Origin of the sequence: Mycobacterium syngnathidarum (assembly GCF_001942625.1) — a bacterium.
Lineage (GTDB): Bacteria > Actinomycetota > Actinomycetes > Mycobacteriales > Mycobacteriaceae > Mycobacterium > Mycobacterium syngnathidarum.
Genome location: NZ_MLCL01000024.1, coordinates 70138 through 86772, shown reverse-complemented (window position 1 = coordinate 86772; position 16635 = coordinate 70138). Strand labels below are relative to the sequence as shown.

Here is a 16635-nt window from a genome sequence, read left to right as displayed (position 1 = left end):
CGTCGTCATTTCGTGGCCCAGCCCGTCAAACCTATGTAGCGCGATAGTAGCTGCTCTGCTCATCGTGAGTCCCGCTCGCGGTGCTGGACGTGGTGCGTCGCCGCCATAACCGAATGGACCGCCACACGATGAGCGCCGCCACGACGCCCAGAAGCAGCCAGGGATCGCTGACGCCGGACGACAAGCGGCCCAGCCATACCTGCAGGTCGTACTGTGCGTCGACGGAGAGCAGCCCGCCCAGACTCGCGGTGCCGTCGGTGAACAGGAAGATCCCACCGAGAACGATGAAGATCGCCCCGGTGAGCAGCGAGGTGGTGTGGGTTTCCAGCGGGCCCAGACGCACCGGCCGCCCCCGCAGCCAGGCGCGTTTCGACAGGTTGAAGCGGTCCCACAACCAGGCGAGTACGAACAACGGGGCGGCCATACCGAGGGCGTAGACCGCCATCAGAAGTGCTCCGTAAGCCGGGTCGGCGCCCATCGCGGACATGGTCAGGACGGCGCCGAGCAGCGGTCCCGCGCAGAAGCCGGCCAGACCGTACACCGCCCCCAACGCAAGCACCGAGACCGTGCCGGAGATGTTGATCCGGGCCGTCAACCGCTGCATGCCCGAGAGGCCGAAACCCTTGCCCAGCAACGTCATCAGACCGAAGCCGATCAACACCAGGCCACCGATCACGGTGACTTCGCTGCGATAGCGCGTGACCACGCTGCCCAGGGCGCCGACGCCGGCACCCAGCGGCACCAGCACGACACAGAGTCCAGCCCAGAATGCGACGGTGCGCCGGATCAGCAGGCGCGTCCGATCGAAGGCGTAAGCGAAGAACGACGGCAGCAGCAGCGCCGAACACGGGCTGAGCAGCGAGGCCAACCCGCCGAGGAAGGCACCGAGCAGGCCGACGCCGCTCATCGTGTGGCCAACGCTCCGTCGATGGCGGTCACGAAGTCTTCGGTGGGCTGCGCACCGAGCATCGGCACGTCGTTGATCAGGAATGCCGGTGTGCTGGGGACGCCGATCCCCGTGCCCTGGGCCAGGTCGGCGTTGACGGCGGCGTCGTAGGTGGTTCCGCGCATCCCGGCGGTGAACTTGTCGATGTCGGGGACACCGGCTTGCCTGGCGAAACCGATCAGATCGTCATCCGTCAGGTCTGCCTTCTTCCGTTCCGGTGCGGCCGCGTAGACGGCGCGGTTGAACTCCCAGAACTTGCCCTGCTCGGCGGCAGCGCGTCCGGCACGTGCGGCCGTCATCGACTGGGGGCCGAAAATCGGGAAGTCGCGCCACTCGATGCGCAGCTGGCCCGTATCGACGTATCGCTTGACCAGTTCGGGCTCGGTGTCGCGACTGAACTTGGCGCAGAACGGGCACCGAAAGTCGGAGAAGACCACCAACGCCACGGGCGCGTCGGGATCTCCCAGCGCCAGCGGGTCACCCGCCTGACGGCGTTCAACCGGCGGATGAGCCCGGTCCGAGCCGGCGGTCGCGCCGGTTGCTTGCGAGGTCGCCGACGACTCCGCGACGGGCGCGGCGGAAGCGGGGCCATTGTCGGGACGTACCAGCAGGTACGCGATCAGTGCGGCGGCGATCACCACAAGTCCCCCGATGAAGATCAGGTCTTTCCTGACGCTCTCTCGCCGCCCGCTCACCGCGTACCTCCGTGCTAGCCTTCCTACGTAGCTACGGCGTAGCTACGTATTCCGTTCTAGCACAGGGCGCCGCAGTGCGGCGGACAGATGGGAGGCTCCGGGATGCCGGTGGGTTCACCCGCGAAGCGACCGGTACCAGTCCTGTCGCTGCTTGCCATCGCCGCCGCCCTCCTGCTGACGCAGCCGACCTCGATGGTCGCCACACTCACCGCCGGTGAGCAGAAGCAAGTCAGCTTCACCGCGACCTCGGGGGCGAAGTTGGCCGACGGAGGGACTTACGGCGTCGGCACTGTCATCGTGGCCAACTTCGACGAACCGGTCGCTGATCGCGCGGCCGCCGAACGCCGCCTGTCGGTGAAAACCGTTCCGCCAGTTGATGGTTCCTGGTACTGGATGGATAGCCGGCACGCCCACTGGCGGCCGCAAAACTACTTCCGTCCAGGCACCGAGGTGAGCGTGGTCGCCGACGGCCAGGAGGCCGGCCGGGTGTCGTTCGCCATCGGAGAGTCGCACGTATCCATCGCCGACGACGCCACAAAGCAGATCCGTGTCTACCGCAATGACGAACTGGTCCGGACGATACCGACCTCGATGGGTATGGGCGGTTCAGAAACCGTCGCGGGAAAAACCATTTCCTTCTGGACCCAACCCGGCGTCTACACGGTGATGGACAAGGCCGACACCGTCGTCATGGACTCCTCCACCTACGGTCTGCCCGTGGATTCACGGCTGGGCTACAAGGTGACCGTCAACAATGCGGTACGGCTCACCAACAGCGGGATCTACGTCCACCAACTCGACAGCACCGTCTGGGCGCAGGGCAAGACCAACACGTCGCACGGGTGCCTGAACGTCAACGCCGACAACAGCCGGTGGTTCTACGAATTCTCCCAGCCCGGAGATGTGTTCGAGGTTCGCAATACCGGCGGTGAGCCACTGCCGGTCTGGCAGAACGGCGACTGGGGTGTGTCGTGGGACCAGTGGCTCAGCGGCAGTGCGCTACGGTGACGGCTGGGCGCCGGCTCGATGGCGGGACGTCCCTGCCGGCCGCCACGTCCACCCAAATAGACCTGTGACCTGCGCCACTGCTGATCTCACCGCCCTACCAGGGCGTTTTGTGAAATCCGGCAATCGCTAACATCTAAGCGCTACTCATCCGAGGGGCCAGCCCACACGACGCACAGGACGCTTGATTTGAACTCGCCAGAACTCGCCAACTGGAATGCCCAAGAAGCACTCGCGGAGGCGATGATCCCGATCATCGGAACCCTGCACCGGGCGAAGGGCGTGACGGTTCTGCTGCACAGCCGGTCGCTGGTGAACAAGTCCGTCATCAGCATCCTGCGGACGCACCGCTTCGCCCGCCAGGTGGGCGGCAACGAACTCTCGGTCGAAGAGACCTTCCCGTTCCTTCAGGCCCTGGCCGACCTGGACCTGGGCCCCGCGAAGATCGACCTGGGCCTGCTGGTCATGGCTTACCGCGCCAGCGATGGCAGCGCATCGGTGCCCGAGTTCACCGCACAGGTGCTCAGCGATGTGACCGGGGAGAACAAGATCGAGCCGCAGGGCCCGCGGGACGTGGTGCTCTACGGGTTCGGCCGTATCGGTCGGCTCGTCGCACGCCTGCTCATCGAGAAGGCCGGATCCGGCAACGGCCTGAACCTGCGCGCCGTCGTCATCCGCAGCAACGGGGAAGGCGACCTCGCCAAGCGGGCATCACTGCTGCGCCGCGACTCGGTGCACGGCCAGTTCAACGGCTCGATCAAGGTCGACAACGAGAACAACTGCCTCATCGCCAACGGCAACGTCATCAAGTTCATCCACAGCAACGACCCGTCGACCGTCGACTACACCCAGTACGGGATCAACAACGCGATCCTGATCGACAACACCGGCAAGTGGCGCGACCGCGAAGGGCTGTCCAAGCACCTGCGCCCCGGTATCGCCAAGGTTCTGCTGACCGCACCGGGCAAGGGCGACGTGCCCAACATCGTGCACGGGGTCAACCACCGCACACTCGATCTCGAGCAGCAGATCTTCTCGTGCGCATCCTGCACGACCAATGCGATCGTTCCGCCGTTGAAGGCCATGGACGACGAGTTCGGCGTAGCGCGCTGTCACGTGGAGACCGTGCACTCGTTTACCAACGACCAGAACCTGTTGGACAACTACCACAAGGCTGACCGCCGCGGCCGGTCCGCGCCGTTCAACCTGGTGCTCACCGAGACCGGCGCGGCCTCGGCGGTGGCCAAGGCGATGCCAGACCTCAAGGCCAAGATCAGCGGCAGCTCGATCCGCGTTCCCACCCCGGATGTGTCGGTGGCCATCCTGAACATGCAGCTGCACAAGCAGACCACCAAGGGTGAGGTCCTGGAGTACCTGCGCCAGGCCTCCTTGTCGGGACCGTTGAGCCGCAACCTGGACTACACCGCGGCCACCGATGCCGTTTCGAGCGACTTCATCGGCTCACGTGCGGCGAGCATCATCGATGCGAACGCCACGATCGCCGACGAGGACAACGTGATCCTCTACGTCTGGTACGACAACGAATTCGGCTACTCGTCCCAGGTCGTGCGCACCGTGCAGTACCTCTCGGGTATCGAATACCCGACGTATCCGCAGATGCGGGCGGACGCGGATCAGACGGTTTTGGTCAGTCCGTAGTACGCGACGATATCTTCGGATCCCGGGGCAGCGCTGGTCAGCTGCGCGTATGAGCGCAGAAAAGACTGGCCGACGCACCCATCGATCTTGATGTGCACGTCTTTGAGCGTGACCCGGGAATCCTTACCCTTGAACTTCATTTTGGTGACCGGCACGTTGATGACCTCGCCGGGTTTGGGCCGTACTTCGACATTGCCCTGGATCGGCGCGCTGACCCCGCCGAGGCCAGACCGGCTGAGCGACGAGGACAGGCCGAGGCTGCCGGTCAGGCGAACGGCGCTCAGCGCAATACCGCAGCCGATCTGGTAGCCCGCCTCCAGCGAACCGCCTCGCAACGACGTACTGCCATTGCCGCTGATGCTGCCGGTGAACGTCCCTCCAGCCAGGTACTCACGCGATGAGGTCGCCGTCGTGAGGGCCGGGATCGGCAATTGGGTTTCGTCCCTGGCGGCGAGCTTCAACACCCAGCCGTCTGGCGTCGTGACCACGGATGGTTCGCCGGAAGCGACGGCCCCGGTGTCCGGCGTCGGTTCGGGCTCGCCCTCAACGGGCGGCACAACAGGTTCGGGCGCGGCGACCGCATAAGGTGCCGGCGCCACCAGCGCACCAATCGTAACCAGGGCAGCAAAGAACTTGGTCATGTCAGCTTGACACCTCTCAAAGCGTAAATTGTTGAGCGAGCGTGTATTTGGGTTTGGGACGTCAGACAGCCTTGGTCACGCCCACGTATGACACGACATCCTGCGTGTCGGCGGTGGAGCTGGTGAAGGTCGCGTATGAGCGGATGAAGGACTGACCGACACAACTGTCGATCTTGATCCGCAGGCCGGTGATCGTCGCACGAGCCGAATCGCCCTCGTATTGAACTTTCGTCACCGCGACAACGGTTGCCGTACCCGGCTTGAGCGTGGGGCGGATCTGCGCGAAGAGCCCACCTCCAACACTCGGCAGACCCGCCGAGCTGAGCGAGGGCGTGATGTTGCCGCCGAACCGGGCATCCACGACATCGGCGGTGATTCCGCAACCGATCTGGTACCCCGCCTCCAGAGTGCCGCCGGTCAAGGCGGCCTTGCCGGCACCAGTCACCTCGCCCAGAAACGTTCCGCCCACCAGGTATTCACGCGACGAAATGGCCGTGGTCAACGGCTCTACGGCGATCTGCGTTTCGTCCACCGCCTTGACTGAAAGAGTCCAACCCTCTGGAGTGGGCAGGGTCGCGGGCGCTGCAGACGGCACGGAACCGGTGCCAGCCCCGATTCCGGCTGTGCCGTCAGGCGCAGGCGGTTCCGGAAGCGGCTGGGCCACAGACTGGTTGGCGGTGCCAAGTGCTGTCATGGCCGCGAATGAACCGGCGACAGCCAGTGCGACAAGAGTTTTCAACATGGTGCGAAGTCGCGCCTCTCGGTATTAGAAATTCTCCCCGAGGGAAACTAGCAACGCCCGCGAAGGGATGTCACCACCCATCGTCAGTTTCCCCATAAACAGTTGGGACACAGCGTTTCCCGGAGGTGACTGACAGGGAAACTGTGCCTGGACATTAACCACCCAACCTGGGCGCCAATGATCCCTCGGCTTTCATAGCTTGGCCCACAACAGTTTTGCGCAGCGTCGTCACAGAGGATGGGAGAAAACGCGCATTGGCGCGGCGCGGATGGCGCGGGATCTAGGTGACAGAGCGGGCCGGGGAGACGTGTACGGCGATCCGGCTGATTGCCATACCGATGCTCACGGCGATGTACTCGCGGGCAGTCATCTCCGCTTCGTCCCGGCTGACCGCGGTCACGACTTGATCGAGTTCGAGGACCCGAACCCGATAGCCGTGCCGGGTCGGTTCGATCTCCACGGTGAAGCGGTGATCCGGCAGCGGCATCGGCCGCGGCTGGAAGAACCTCATGTTCAATGATTCCAGCAGACAGTCGATCTGATATTGCTCACGGCGCTTGCGCCGGACGGATTCCCGAAGGCGAGGCATCCGGCGCCGACTGCGACCGTCGGCCAAGTGCCTGGCGAGCAGTGCGCAGTCGCGAGCCAACTCCTCGTCGATCTCAGCCCGCTGCGATTCCAGTAGCCCCCGGTAGTAGCGGGCCTGCCGCAGCTCCTGCTGGCGAGTCAGCCGGACGACCTCGTCACGTTCTGAGCCTGCGACAGTGAGCCTGTCGACTTCATCGGCGACGCCCACCACGCGGATCAGCGAGCCATCAACTCGTTGCTGATCGCAGGAAGGTGCCGACGCCGTCACACTGACATTCTGCGGACAGAAACAGCGTCTGCCGCCGACTTCATATCAACTTCATGTCAGTCGACGCAGAACCCGGGGGCTCAGTGCAAAGGTACGGTTCCGGCCGGTTGCTGCGGTACGCGGCTAGCCGAGATCAACGTGTTCGGTGGTGCCCGCCGAGTCCTTCGTCGTGGTGACGTCGCGGCATTCACCGTAGAGCTCGATCGATCGATTCACGGTCCCCTTGGCTTGAGGGTTGAAGACCGCGACCACCTGGTTCTTGGCCAGGCTGCTGGCGTGCGTCTTGAAATCCGTGTTTTCGCCCCACCCGTTGGACTTCAGCTGCTGCACCATCTGTTCGACCTCGCTGCCGGAGGCTTCGAAACTGGAAGCCAACGGGTACTTGATCCTGACGACGCCCCGGAACGGTGCCTCGTGCTGGTCATTGCAGGACGAACGCCGGAACACCACCGCCGACGTATCGAGTTTCAGGGTCTGCACGATCTCGCGAGCGGCGTCGACCACCTGGGTCTTGGACTGCTCGGGTGTGAGCGGGTCCGAAACCCCATAGCTCTTGGAACTCACGGCATCACATCCTGAAGTGAGAGCGGCGACCGTCATGACCACCGCGATAAACAGATTCGCTCGCACGCTGACCTTTTCTCTATGCCCCATGGCGATCATTGGTGACGGTGCCCCCCGGTGGCGATTCGCCACGCCTCGGGATCGATCTCCACGCCGAGAACTTGCGTTCGATGATCAGCAGTCATCCCATCATGCTCCAACGCGTCGCCGTGCCCTGAGGCGATATCGGAAATACTGAACAGCGATTCACTGCCAGGGACCAGGTAGCCACTGTGGTCTTTCCACGGCAACGTCCAGCCTTCCACCTCGGCTTTGAAGCGCGTCGACCCGAAGTCGTCGTCGGCGGGGTCGGTGCCCAGTCCGATGGTGACGCCGGTTCCGGGGATATGAACCTGATTGTTGTCCCCGCCCAGATGAGTGATCGGATCGGTGGAGGCGGCGCCCACGTACACATGGCCGTTCTCGGGCAGGTGGAAGTCAGCAGCGCTCTTCGCCAAATCGGTTCCGGGTGAACCGATCAGAACCACGTCGTCGACGCGCATGCCGTAGCCGGCAGCGGCGTCGGCGACGGTGGTCGAACCATAGGAATGGCCGATGACCGTGACATGGGAGTCGCCGTGGTTCGTCACCGACAATGCATTGACGTCGGAGGACAACAACGCCCCGCCCTCACGTGCATTGCCGACTTGTCCGACCTGCGGGTCGGTGAGGCTGTCGGGGGCGTTGTACCCCATCCAGGCCACCACCGCGTTGCTCTTGCTCGGATCGGCACGCTGGGTTTCGTTGTACACGTTGGCGGCGTCGTCGCTGCTCAGCCATCCCTCTGAAACGCTGTGGCTGGTCCCGGGCACCACGACCGCCGTGTTGTCGGCCGTATCGGGGTCGCCGATCGAAATAGCCGCTCTGCCTTGGCCGTTGAACGCCTCCGGTTCGTACACGTAGAGATATGAGGGAGCGTCGGTGCTGTCCTCGTTGTGCTGAAGTCCCTCGCGCACCTTCAGCGCGTTGTAGTAGCGGGTCATTTCCTGCTGAGACAACGCCTCCGTGGCATTCTCCACACGAGCGATGTCGGCATCCATCACTGCCTTGTTGGCCGTGCTGCGGTCGGCGACCGGGATGCCGTTGAGGTTGCCGAGCTTCTCCGGCTGCTCACGCAGCAGCCGTTCACGATCCTCCTTGCTCAGCCCCTCCCACCACTTCTTGACTTCCGTGGCGTCCTTGCCTTGCGGTATCTGAGGACCGGTGTCCTTGGGGCTCTGGGGCGCAGGAATTCCTCCTGGCCCGAAGTTCTGCATCGGTGAGTCCAGTGCGCTGACGGCGCCGCGCAAATTCTGGCCCAGCCGGCGATCGGCGGTGTCGAAGCTGGCCAGCATCGTCTTCACGTTCACCGCGTTGCTCGCCGCCAACGCCTGCAGTTGCATGGCGTTCGCGGGGCTGAGCTTCGCGTACTTCTCGAGCGTCGAGCCGGGGCGGACCGAGACGGAACCGTCAGGCCCGACCTGCCAGCCCTGTGCGGTCAGGCCACTGACCGTCTGCAAGAGGCTGGAACGGGTCTGGGCAAGCTGACCGCCGCCCTCCTGCATGATCGTCTGGGTCCGGGTCAGGGCTTCCTGCAGTTGTTGCATCCGCTGAACGGTCGCGGTCGACTTGGCCTGCGCGGCCTGCGATGCTGACCCCTGCCACCCGGCGTGCAATGTCTGCAGACCCTTTTGATGTTGCTCGATCTGGGTACCGAGCGCCGCGGCTTTCTGCCCGATCTCCGCGCCGGCCTGCACCAGGTTGGCAGGTTGCGACGCCTGGACCTGGGGAATCGTGACCGGCATCCCTGCCGGCGCGGCGTCAGCCACCGATCCGCCGTATGCGGCGGCCGAACTCCTCGTCGCCTTGTCGGTACCGTTCAGCCGCGACGGTCAGGCGGTCTTTGTGCATTGTCAATTCGTCGTTGACGGTTGCGGTGGCCTTGTCGATCGCTGATGCCACGAAACTACAGGCAGCGCCACTGACCAGGTCGGATACGCCGCTGCTCGCGCTCGCCACCGATTGCCCGGCACCCAGCGCCGACACCGCGGCGGCGACCTCGGCCTGCGCCGCAGCCGCCGTCCGCAGGTCGGCGGGAGCCACTCGCAGATTTGCCGACATGCACAAAGCGTAAGGCCACTCCGACGGGCCTCGGTGCACTATTTCTGGGCGTCGGCGTGCGCGCCCGCGGCTGGATTCGAACCGGACCCACCGACGGTGCCAGGGCGTCCGACCGTCTCTGCGACTAAGTGCAGCAGTTCGGGTCGAGTACCACGCAGAGTGCTTGCAGGGCTTCGGGTTTCACCCGATGAAACACGTTCATGCCACGCCGATCGGAGATCACCAGACCCGCCTTGCGGAGCTGACCTAGGTGATGGCTGACCGTGGACTCCGCCAGGTCGAGCACCGCGGCCAGGTCTCCGCTGGCCTCTTCGCCAGTCGATGAGCTGTACAGATACGACAGGATTTTGACCCGCACTGGATCGGCGATCGCCTTCAGTCGCATCGCCACCTCTAGGGCGTCGGCGTCACTGAGCGGCCCGGCGGCCACCGGGGCGCAGCACACCGGGGCGGACATGTCGATCACGGGCAGGGCCTTGGGCATGGCACCCATCCTGCCACATTTCTTGACATATATCGAAAAGGTGGCATCCTGAGCGTGACGCGTCAGTTCGATATATGTCTCATCCCTAGTGGGAGGTTGATCATGTCCCGTGTTCAGTTAGCGCTCAACGTCGACGATCTCGACGAAGCGATCACGTTCTACACCAAACTGTTTGGCGTCGAGCCGGCCAAGGTGAAGCCCGGCTATGCCAACTTCGCGGTCGCCGAGCCGCCATTGAAGCTGGTGCTGCTGGAAAACCCCGGCAAGGGCGGCACCATCAACCACCTCGGCGTCGAGGTCGAATCCAGCGACAAGGTGCACGCCGAGATCGCCCGGCTGACCGGCGAAGGGCTGTTCACCGACGAGGAGATCGGCACGACCTGTTGCTTCGCCACCCAGGACAAGGTGTGGGTGACCGGCCCGGCCGGCGAGAAGTGGGAGGTCTACACCGTGCTGGCGGATTCCGAGACGTTCGGCACCAGCCCACAGCTCCGCGCCGACGGCGAGACCGGCGTCTGCTGCGGCGGCACCGCCGCCGCAGAGGCTGAGCCCGAGGCGACAAAGGCAGCATCCTGCTGCTGACCGTCCATCCTTGGTGAGCTGGCGGTGGACATGCCGACCTGCATGCCCACCGCCCAGCTTTGCCCGCCGACACTGCCCACTTGCAGGTGATATCGATCTCTGTCAATATCGATGTATGTCGAAATCATCGGGGCCGCTCGACCAGGCGTGCTGTCCGCCCGGGGCGCTGCTGCGCGAACCCCTGTCGGCAGCCGAGGCCGCGGATATGGCCGTCAAGCTCAAGGCCCTGGCCGATCCGGTGCGGCTGCGGTTGTTCTCGGCGATCGCCAGCCACGCCGGTGGTGAGGCCTGTGTCTGCGACATCTCCGTGGGTGTGGAGGTCTCCCAACCGACCGTGAGCCATCACCTCAAGGTGCTGCGCGACGCCGGCCTGCTGAGCTCGCAGCGCCGGGCGTCGTGGGTGTACTACGCGGTGGTCCCCGATGCGCTGGCCAGCCTGGCCGTGCTGCTCGGCACCGAGACCACCGCCGGAGCGCCGGCATGACCGGCACCACCACTCCCGCACCGCCGGTGGTCGGCAAGCTGTCCACCCTCGACCGGTTCCTGCCGGTCTGGATCGGCGCGGCGATGGTCGCCGGGCTGTTGCTGGGCCGCTGGATCCCCGGGTTGAACACCGCGCTGGAAAAGGTTCAGCTCGACGGGATTTCGCTGCCCATCGCCCTCGGGCTGCTGATCATGATGTATCCGGTTCTGGCCAAAGTCCGCTACGACCGACTCGACACCGTCACCGGCGACCGCAAACTACTGCTGTCCTCACTGCTGCTCAATTGGGTGCTCGGCCCGGCACTGATGTTCGCCCTGGCCTGGCTGTTTTTGCCCGATCTGCCGGAGTACCGCACCGGCCTGATCATCGTCGGACTGGCCCGCTGCATCGCCATGGTCATCATCTGGAACGACCTGGCCTGCGGGGACCGCGAAGCCGCCGCCGTCCTGGTCGCGCTCAACTCGATCTTCCAGGTCGTCATGTTCGCCGTCCTGGGCTGGTTCTACTTGTCGGTGCTGCCCGGCTGGCTCGGCCTGGAACAAACCACCATCGACACCTCACCGTGGCAGATCGCCAAATCCGTGCTCATCTTCTTGGGCATCCCGTTGGCGGCCGGCTACCTCTCCCGCCGCATCGGCGAGAAGTCCAAGGGTCGCGACTGGTACGAGACGCGGTTCCTGCCCAGGATCGGGCCATGGGCGCTCTACGGGCTGCTGTTCACCATCGTGATTCTCTTTGCCTTACAAGGGGATCAGATCACCCACCAGCCATGGGACGTCGCCCGCATCGCCCTGCCCCTCCTCGCCTATTTCGCGATCATGTGGGGCGGCGGCTATCTGCTCGGCACCCTCCTCGATCTGGGTTATGAGCGCACCACCACCCTGGCGTTCACCGCCGCGGGCAACAACTTCGAATTGGCCATCGCCGTGGCGATCGCCACCTACGGCGCCACGTCCGGCCAAGCACTCGCCGGGGTGGTCGGGCCCCTGATCGAAGTCCCCGTCCTGGTTGCGCTGGTCTATGTCTCGCTGGCCCTGCGTAAGCGGTTCGGACACCACACCTCCCAACATCTACCCACCATCGGCTCGACGACGCGAACGGACACGACGCCATGACGGACAGCCCACGTACCCACCAGCTGCACGCCCGCGGACGGGTCGAAGGCAAGATCAGCGACGGCAAGCCCACCGTGCTGTTCTTGTGCACCCACAACGCCGGGCGCTCGCAGATGGCCCTCGGGTACTTCACCCACTATGCCGGCGACAACGCGATCGCCTGGTCAGGAGGATCTGAGCCCGGCAATGAGATCAACCCCGCCGCGATCGAGGCCATGGCCGAGGTTGGTATCGACATCACCGGTGAATACCCGAAACCCTGGACCGATGAAATCGTGCAAGCTGCCGACGTCGTCATCACCATGGGCTGCGGTGACGCCTGCCCGATCTTCCCCGGAAAGCGTTACGAGAACTGGGAACTGCCCGACCCTGCCGGCCAGGGCATCGAGGCGGTCCGCCCGATCCGCGACCAAATCGACCACCGGATCCAGCAACTGCTCGCCGAGCTGAAGGTGTCGATCAGCCAATAGCCCACTAAGACAAGGGAACACGCCGAGTATGTCCGATAAGTCTGTGTGGTTCGTCTGCGTCAGCAACACCGGGAAGTCGGTCATGGCCGCCGGGCTCATGCGCCATATCGTGGCACCCAACATCCACATCCACTCCGCGGGCACCCAGGCCAGAACCGGGTTTTACTCGCGCAACCATCGCCATGCGTCGGTAAGCCGGTCCCGTGGATAGGTTCGCAGTTCACCACGTATCAGCCACGAAGCAGGTTTCCGGACGCACCATTCTTCCCATTTCGGGGCGCCGACCATCGCGATCTTGTCGAAGTCACCTCGGTGCTTGAAGTCGAAGACGGTGTTCGCCCATGCCGCCGAGAATGTCCAGCCCTCAAAGGATTCGTCCATCAGGATGAGTACCTTCAGGGCCCTGAACCGTTGCAGCATTGCCTCGACGTGTGGGCCGAGCACATCACGATAATCGGACGGGCTGAGCTTTCCACTGAACCGGATACCGACTATGTTGTCGGCGCCCTCGGCAAGAAAATCGATCATGACACCGTACTCCCGAAACGACAGTTAGCGTGCGCGTCGCCCACCAACGTGCGCAGGTGGCATTGAGGGAACGCTGCGGTTCGCGCAGCAGACCGCGCCGCTCGTAGTACCGCAAGGTCTCGATATTCACCCCCGCGGCGGCAGCCAGCTCACCGCTGCGCAGACCCGCCCCACTCATGACGGCGCCCTGCCGGCGAGCACGGCGTCGACTCGGTCGGTCAACGCATCGAGCACCTCGACCTGCGCCTGCGGCACAGAGATGCTCATCACCACATCTGTCCCTGCACCGGCGAAGTCGAAGGTGAAGAACGAACAGCAACCGGCCTCTCGATCCGCCAGATCCCGCGCCGTGGCCTCAGCGGCCGACGGCAACACCAGATCCAATCGGGTGGCCGATAGCCTCGCGGACCGCAGCACCGAATCGGCGAACAACCGGTCGAATTCAGCGACTCGTGCCGGCTGCTCACCGGTGGGCAACGAGCAGGACTCGGGCCCCCACGGCGGCGTTGCATCGGTGGCCATATATCGACGATAAACCCGTACCTGGGTACAGGGTGCAACCCCAAACGTGCCGCTGGCGCGCGGCGCCGGCGGCACCAGGCGATGACACCCAATACGGCTTCCACGGTTCAGCCAACCCTGCTTACGGCGTGGATTCGTTGTGGACGATGGGCGCGCCGTGTCCGGGGACCAAGATATGAGCAGGTTGGGCGGCGAGCTGCCGTGCGCTGAGCCGGGACAGTGCCTCGTCGTGATTGAAGAGCGACGGCAGAAGTTGCGGGCCGTCGTCGTCCAGCAGGGGGTGCCCGGTGACCAGGGCATCACTGGAGAACAGTACCTTCTCCGAAGCCATGAAATAGGCGGTGTGACCGGACGTGTGTCCCGGTGACGGCACGGGGATCAGCCCACCCGGCAGTTGGGCGAGCACCTCGGCCACGGCGGCAGTCGCTGTGGGCACTGTTGTCTTGATTCCCCCTCGCGCGGCTGTGACGGTCTGGGTGACCACCGTCGACCACGCCGACTGGCGAGCTGTTTGAGCATTTCGACAGGCGTAATTTGTTGCAGGTATTCGCGTTTGGCGTGCCGCACTTCTTCGGTTCCGGTGTAGACCGGCATCCCGATGCGCTCGACGAGCGTGGGGATCGCGCCAATGTGGTCGAGGTGAGCGTGGGTCAACAGGACGGCGGTCACATCCTCGAGGTGGTGCCCGATTTGGCGGATCGAGTCGAGCAGATCGTCGGTGTCGGCCGGATAGCCGGCGTCGATGAGGGTGGTCCCGGAGCCGTTACTGATCAGTGCCCAGTTCACGTTGGTGCCAGCGACCACGTAGACGGAATCTGAGACTTGATGGATCTTCACTGAGAGATCACCTCTAGCTTTGGATTCGGTGTTCGATGACACCGATCGCGTCGATCTCCAGCCGCAGTTCGTCCCCCGGGGCCAGCCATCGGCCCAGTTCCATCCCGCTGCCGCCGGGCAATGTGCCGGTGCTCAGCAGCTCGCCGGGAAAGAGTTGTTCGTCGCGCGATGCATGGGCGATCGCCTCGGCCATGGAATACCGCATCCCCGCGGTCGTGGTGCGTGACACAGTTTTACCGTTGATGGTGACGCTGGCGGTCAACCCGTCGAGACGGTGTGCCAGGGCGGAGCCGGCGACGGCGGTGGCCGACATCGAGCTGAGGAAGTGCTTGGCCTTCTGCGGGCCGAAACCGGAACGCATTTCGGCCAGTTGCACGTCCCGCGCGGAGAAATCGTTGACGACGACCACCGCGGCGATCGCGGCCGTCGCCTGCTCGACGGTTGCGTTGCGCAGCGGGCTTCCGAGTACGACACCGAGTTCAAGCTCGAAATCGAGGGCGCGACTGTAGGACGGGGCGCGAATGGGCACTCCCGACGGGACAATGGTCAACGCGTTGGACATGTAGTAGACCGGCTCGCGATACCAGAGCGCGTTGGGTCGAAACATGGGAAACGTTCGGCGAGTCATGGTTTCGTAGATCCGGGACGCCCGGTAGCCCTTCGGCAGGAACCGTTTCGTCAGGCCGCGGGCAGCATCAACCGCATGCTTCTCGTACACCATGAAATCGCGGAAGGACGCCGGGCAGACAGGCAGTACCGTGGCCCCGTCGACAAGGCCCAACTGTTGGTAACGGGCGATCTCGAACTCCGGCGTGAACGCCGCCGGCAGGGTGCGCAGATCCTCGGGCCAGACGGCATTCTGAGCGTCCAACCAACCTGCTTCGTTGGAGATTTGGGTATCGATGCGGTGGTCAGCGGCACGGAGGACGCGCCGCATCTGCGGCAGGCTTTTGATTGCCTCGGTCACGCGTGCGCCTCCCCGATCGGGGCGGTCAAATGGTCGCGCAGGAATCTCGCCGCCAGCGGCGACCAATGTTCGGCATTACCCATGGCGCAGTGATCATCACCGGCATACAGGGCCAGCAACGCATCGGGAGCTGCGGCGGCGATATCGATCGAGTCCTGCGTGTCGACCAAGGTGTCGTGGGCCCCGTTGATCACCAGCAGCTGAGCAGAAATCCTGCTGCAAAGCTCAGTCACCGCGAAGTCAGACAACTTGTGCGACAAGTCGATTGGGTTACTAGCGCCGAGAGTTTTGAGCAAAGTCCACACCATGATCTCCGGCATTCCTACGGAGTTGAGCGTGCTGAAACTCCGATCCGCCAGGGGCCCGTTGGAAACGACAGCTTTCAGCCGATCGTCGACAGCGGCCATTCGCGTCGACCAGTACCCGCCGAAGCTCGCGCCGAACATGCCGATCCGGTCAGCGTCGACGCGGGGGTCAGCTACCAGGTAGTCGATGACTTTGGAGTATGCGCTTTGGCCGCCGGCCACCGTCAGTCGCTCGGTATAGCCGTAGGTGCCTGGCATCTCCATGACGAACAGGCCCAGTCTCCCGTCTTGCTGGGCCAGCATCGGAAACAGCACCTCGGCGATGCTGCCCTCTAGCCCGTTGGTGACCAGCACCGTCGGGACGCGGGCCGCTCCTTGGGGCAGTACCAAGTACCCGCGCACGACATCGCCGCCACCGGACGGGATCTGCACCACGTCGACTGTGCAGCCCATAGCCGGGGCCAGTGCCGTCACCAGAACCTCGGTCAGCCGATCCATTCTCTTGTAGGCGCGCAGTCGGTGGGGGCTGAATCCTGGCCAGGCCGCGGCGAATTCGTAGACCAGCGTCTTGATCAGCGCGTCCAATGCCTCGGCGGCGTCTGCCGACTCAGGGTGCTGCCTACAGAACTCGGCCACCGCGTCGGGGTCGGCCACGGCTCCTCGGTCGGCCAGAATCGTCACGGCGGGGGCCAATAGCTCACCGAGTGCGCGCACGTCGACATCGACGTCAGGGTCGACGAGTTGTTCCGCGGCTGGGCCACCCAGATGCGAGAGCGCCTTGTCCGCCCGGACCAATTGCGCGCGGGCGAAGCCCTGCCAATGCGATGCCCACCCTGCATCCTCGAATGTTCGGCATGCGGCCAACTGATTGCGGAACTGCGCATCGGTGAAGCCACCCAAGTGAGTGAACCGATCCACGAACAGTTTGGGCAGAAACGGCGACACTCCCAATCGTCCCGCCACCTGATCGGTGGTGTGCGTGAGGGCACATGCGGTGACGGCCACCCGCTTCGCAGCATCCAGTACCGACGTCATGGCCAGCCTCCTCGATCACCCAATCGCAGATTATTCTGCGTTAAGAATAGGCAACTTCT

General features: G+C 64.3%; 20 protein-coding genes and 2 pseudogenes. 6 read left to right on the top strand and 16 right to left on the bottom strand.

Annotated features, from left to right (window positions below):
- Positions 1–31: 31 nt before the first annotated feature.
- Together BKG60_RS06545 and BKG60_RS06540 are read right to left on the bottom strand one after the other, a co-directional pair.
- Positions 32–907, bottom strand: coding sequence for a cytochrome c biogenesis CcdA family protein (locus BKG60_RS06545; protein ID WP_075909405.1), 876 nt, complete (start codon positions 905–907; stop codon positions 32–34).
- On the bottom strand, positions 904–1641 hold the full coding sequence (locus BKG60_RS06540) for a DsbA family protein (protein WP_075909404.1): 738 nt from the start codon (positions 1639–1641) through the stop codon (positions 904–906). Before BKG60_RS06540 ends, BKG60_RS06545 begins: the two co-directional genes overlap by 4 nt.
- Positions 1642–1827: 186 nt before the next feature.
- Here BKG60_RS06540 and BKG60_RS06535 point away from each other — a divergent pair.
- Together BKG60_RS06535 and BKG60_RS06530 are read left to right on the top strand one after the other, a co-directional pair.
- Positions 1828–2649, top strand: a pseudogene (locus BKG60_RS06535) (L,D-transpeptidase); the annotation flags it as partial.
- 186 nt (positions 2650–2835) lie between these two features.
- Complete coding sequence (locus BKG60_RS06530; protein ID WP_070188572.1) at positions 2836–4305, top strand: glyceraldehyde-3-phosphate dehydrogenase; 1470 nt, start codon at positions 2836–2838, stop codon at positions 4303–4305.
- On the opposite strand, the gene BKG60_RS06525 is transcribed toward BKG60_RS06530, so the two are convergent.
- From BKG60_RS06525 to BKG60_RS06495, 7 genes are all read right to left on the bottom strand, one after another.
- Complete coding sequence (locus BKG60_RS06525) at positions 4281–4946, bottom strand: MspA family porin (RefSeq protein WP_070188571.1); 666 nt, start codon at positions 4944–4946, stop codon at positions 4281–4283. The genes BKG60_RS06530 and BKG60_RS06525 overlap by 25 nt on opposite strands.
- A 61-nt stretch (positions 4947–5007) precedes the next feature.
- Positions 5008–5640, bottom strand: coding sequence for an MspA family porin (locus tag BKG60_RS06520; protein ID WP_374243098.1), 633 nt, complete (start codon positions 5638–5640; stop codon positions 5008–5010).
- A gap of 328 nt (positions 5641–5968) precedes the next feature.
- Positions 5969–6544 (bottom strand): hypothetical protein, encoded by a 576-nt coding sequence (locus BKG60_RS06515; protein WP_131823164.1) that lies wholly within the window; start codon positions 6542–6544, stop codon positions 5969–5971.
- A 123-nt stretch (positions 6545–6667) separates the two neighbouring features.
- A complete protein-coding gene (locus BKG60_RS06510; protein WP_234998528.1) occupies positions 6668–7108 on the bottom strand; it encodes a hypothetical protein in 441 nt (146 codons plus the stop codon).
- Positions 7109–7203: 95 nt separating this feature from the next.
- Positions 7204–8955, bottom strand: a complete 1752-nt coding sequence (locus tag BKG60_RS06505; RefSeq protein ID WP_234998527.1) for an alpha/beta fold hydrolase — start codon at positions 8953–8955, stop codon at positions 7204–7206.
- On the bottom strand, positions 8948–9247 hold the full coding sequence (locus BKG60_RS06500; RefSeq protein ID WP_070188568.1) for a type VII secretion target: 300 nt from the start codon (positions 9245–9247) through the stop codon (positions 8948–8950). The genes BKG60_RS06505 and BKG60_RS06500 overlap by 8 nt, the downstream gene beginning before the upstream one ends.
- Positions 9248–9371: 124 nt before the next feature.
- Complete coding sequence (locus BKG60_RS06495; RefSeq protein ID WP_070945060.1) at positions 9372–9731, bottom strand: Rv2640c family ArsR-like transcriptional regulator; 360 nt, start codon at positions 9729–9731, stop codon at positions 9372–9374.
- Between the two features lie 102 nt (positions 9732–9833).
- Here BKG60_RS06495 and BKG60_RS06490 point away from each other — a divergent pair, with 102 nt between their 5' ends.
- The 4 genes and pseudogenes from BKG60_RS06490 (at position 9834) to BKG60_RS32760 (ending at position 12593) form a co-directional block, all read left to right on the top strand.
- Entirely contained in the window at positions 9834–10313 is a 480-nt protein-coding gene (locus BKG60_RS06490) for an ArsI/CadI family heavy metal resistance metalloenzyme (protein ID WP_070944997.1), read from the top strand.
- Positions 10314–10428: 115 nt separating this feature from the next.
- Positions 10429–10797, top strand: coding sequence for an ArsR/SmtB family transcription factor (locus BKG60_RS06485; RefSeq protein WP_070188566.1), 369 nt, complete (start codon positions 10429–10431; stop codon positions 10795–10797).
- Positions 10794–12382: pseudogene (gene arsB / locus BKG60_RS06480) on the top strand (ACR3 family arsenite efflux transporter). Before BKG60_RS06485 ends, arsB begins: the two are co-directional and overlap by 4 nt.
- A gap of 28 nt (positions 12383–12410) precedes the next feature.
- A complete protein-coding gene (locus tag BKG60_RS32760) occupies positions 12411–12593 on the top strand; it encodes an arsenate reductase/protein-tyrosine-phosphatase family protein (RefSeq protein WP_083284489.1) in 183 nt (60 codons plus the stop codon).
- Here BKG60_RS32760 and BKG60_RS06465 read toward each other — a convergent pair.
- The 7 genes from BKG60_RS06465 to BKG60_RS06440 form a co-directional block, all read right to left on the bottom strand.
- The gene (locus BKG60_RS06465; RefSeq protein WP_070944999.1) at positions 12545–12910 is read right to left on the bottom strand and encodes a SpoIIAA family protein; all 366 of its coding nucleotides are present in this window, start codon (positions 12908–12910) and stop codon (positions 12545–12547) included. The two genes, BKG60_RS32760 and BKG60_RS06465, sit on opposite strands and share 49 nt — an antisense overlap.
- Positions 12828–13088, bottom strand: a complete 261-nt coding sequence (locus BKG60_RS32880) for a MerR family DNA-binding transcriptional regulator (RefSeq protein ID WP_083339262.1) — start codon at positions 13086–13088, stop codon at positions 12828–12830. The genes BKG60_RS06465 and BKG60_RS32880 overlap by 83 nt, the downstream gene beginning before the upstream one ends.
- Entirely contained in the window at positions 13085–13432 is a 348-nt protein-coding gene (locus BKG60_RS06455; RefSeq protein ID WP_070945000.1) for a hypothetical protein, read from the bottom strand. Before BKG60_RS06455 ends, BKG60_RS32880 begins: the two co-directional genes overlap by 4 nt.
- A gap of 121 nt (positions 13433–13553) precedes the next feature.
- Positions 13554–13805, bottom strand: a complete 252-nt coding sequence (locus tag BKG60_RS32685) for an MBL fold metallo-hydrolase (RefSeq protein WP_278185116.1) — start codon at positions 13803–13805, stop codon at positions 13554–13556.
- Positions 13806–13810: 5 nt separating this feature from the next.
- Positions 13811–14269 (bottom strand): MBL fold metallo-hydrolase, encoded by a 459-nt coding sequence (locus tag BKG60_RS32680; RefSeq protein WP_165617776.1) that lies wholly within the window; start codon positions 14267–14269, stop codon positions 13811–13813.
- 13 nt (positions 14270–14282) lie between these two features.
- A complete protein-coding gene (locus tag BKG60_RS06445) occupies positions 14283–15236 on the bottom strand; it encodes a fumarylacetoacetate hydrolase family protein (RefSeq protein ID WP_239252210.1) in 954 nt (317 codons plus the stop codon).
- Positions 15233–16576, bottom strand: a complete 1344-nt coding sequence (locus tag BKG60_RS06440; RefSeq protein ID WP_083339263.1) for an alpha/beta hydrolase family protein — start codon at positions 16574–16576, stop codon at positions 15233–15235. Before BKG60_RS06440 ends, BKG60_RS06445 begins: the two co-directional genes overlap by 4 nt.
- Between the last annotated feature and the right edge of the window lie 59 nt (positions 16577–16635).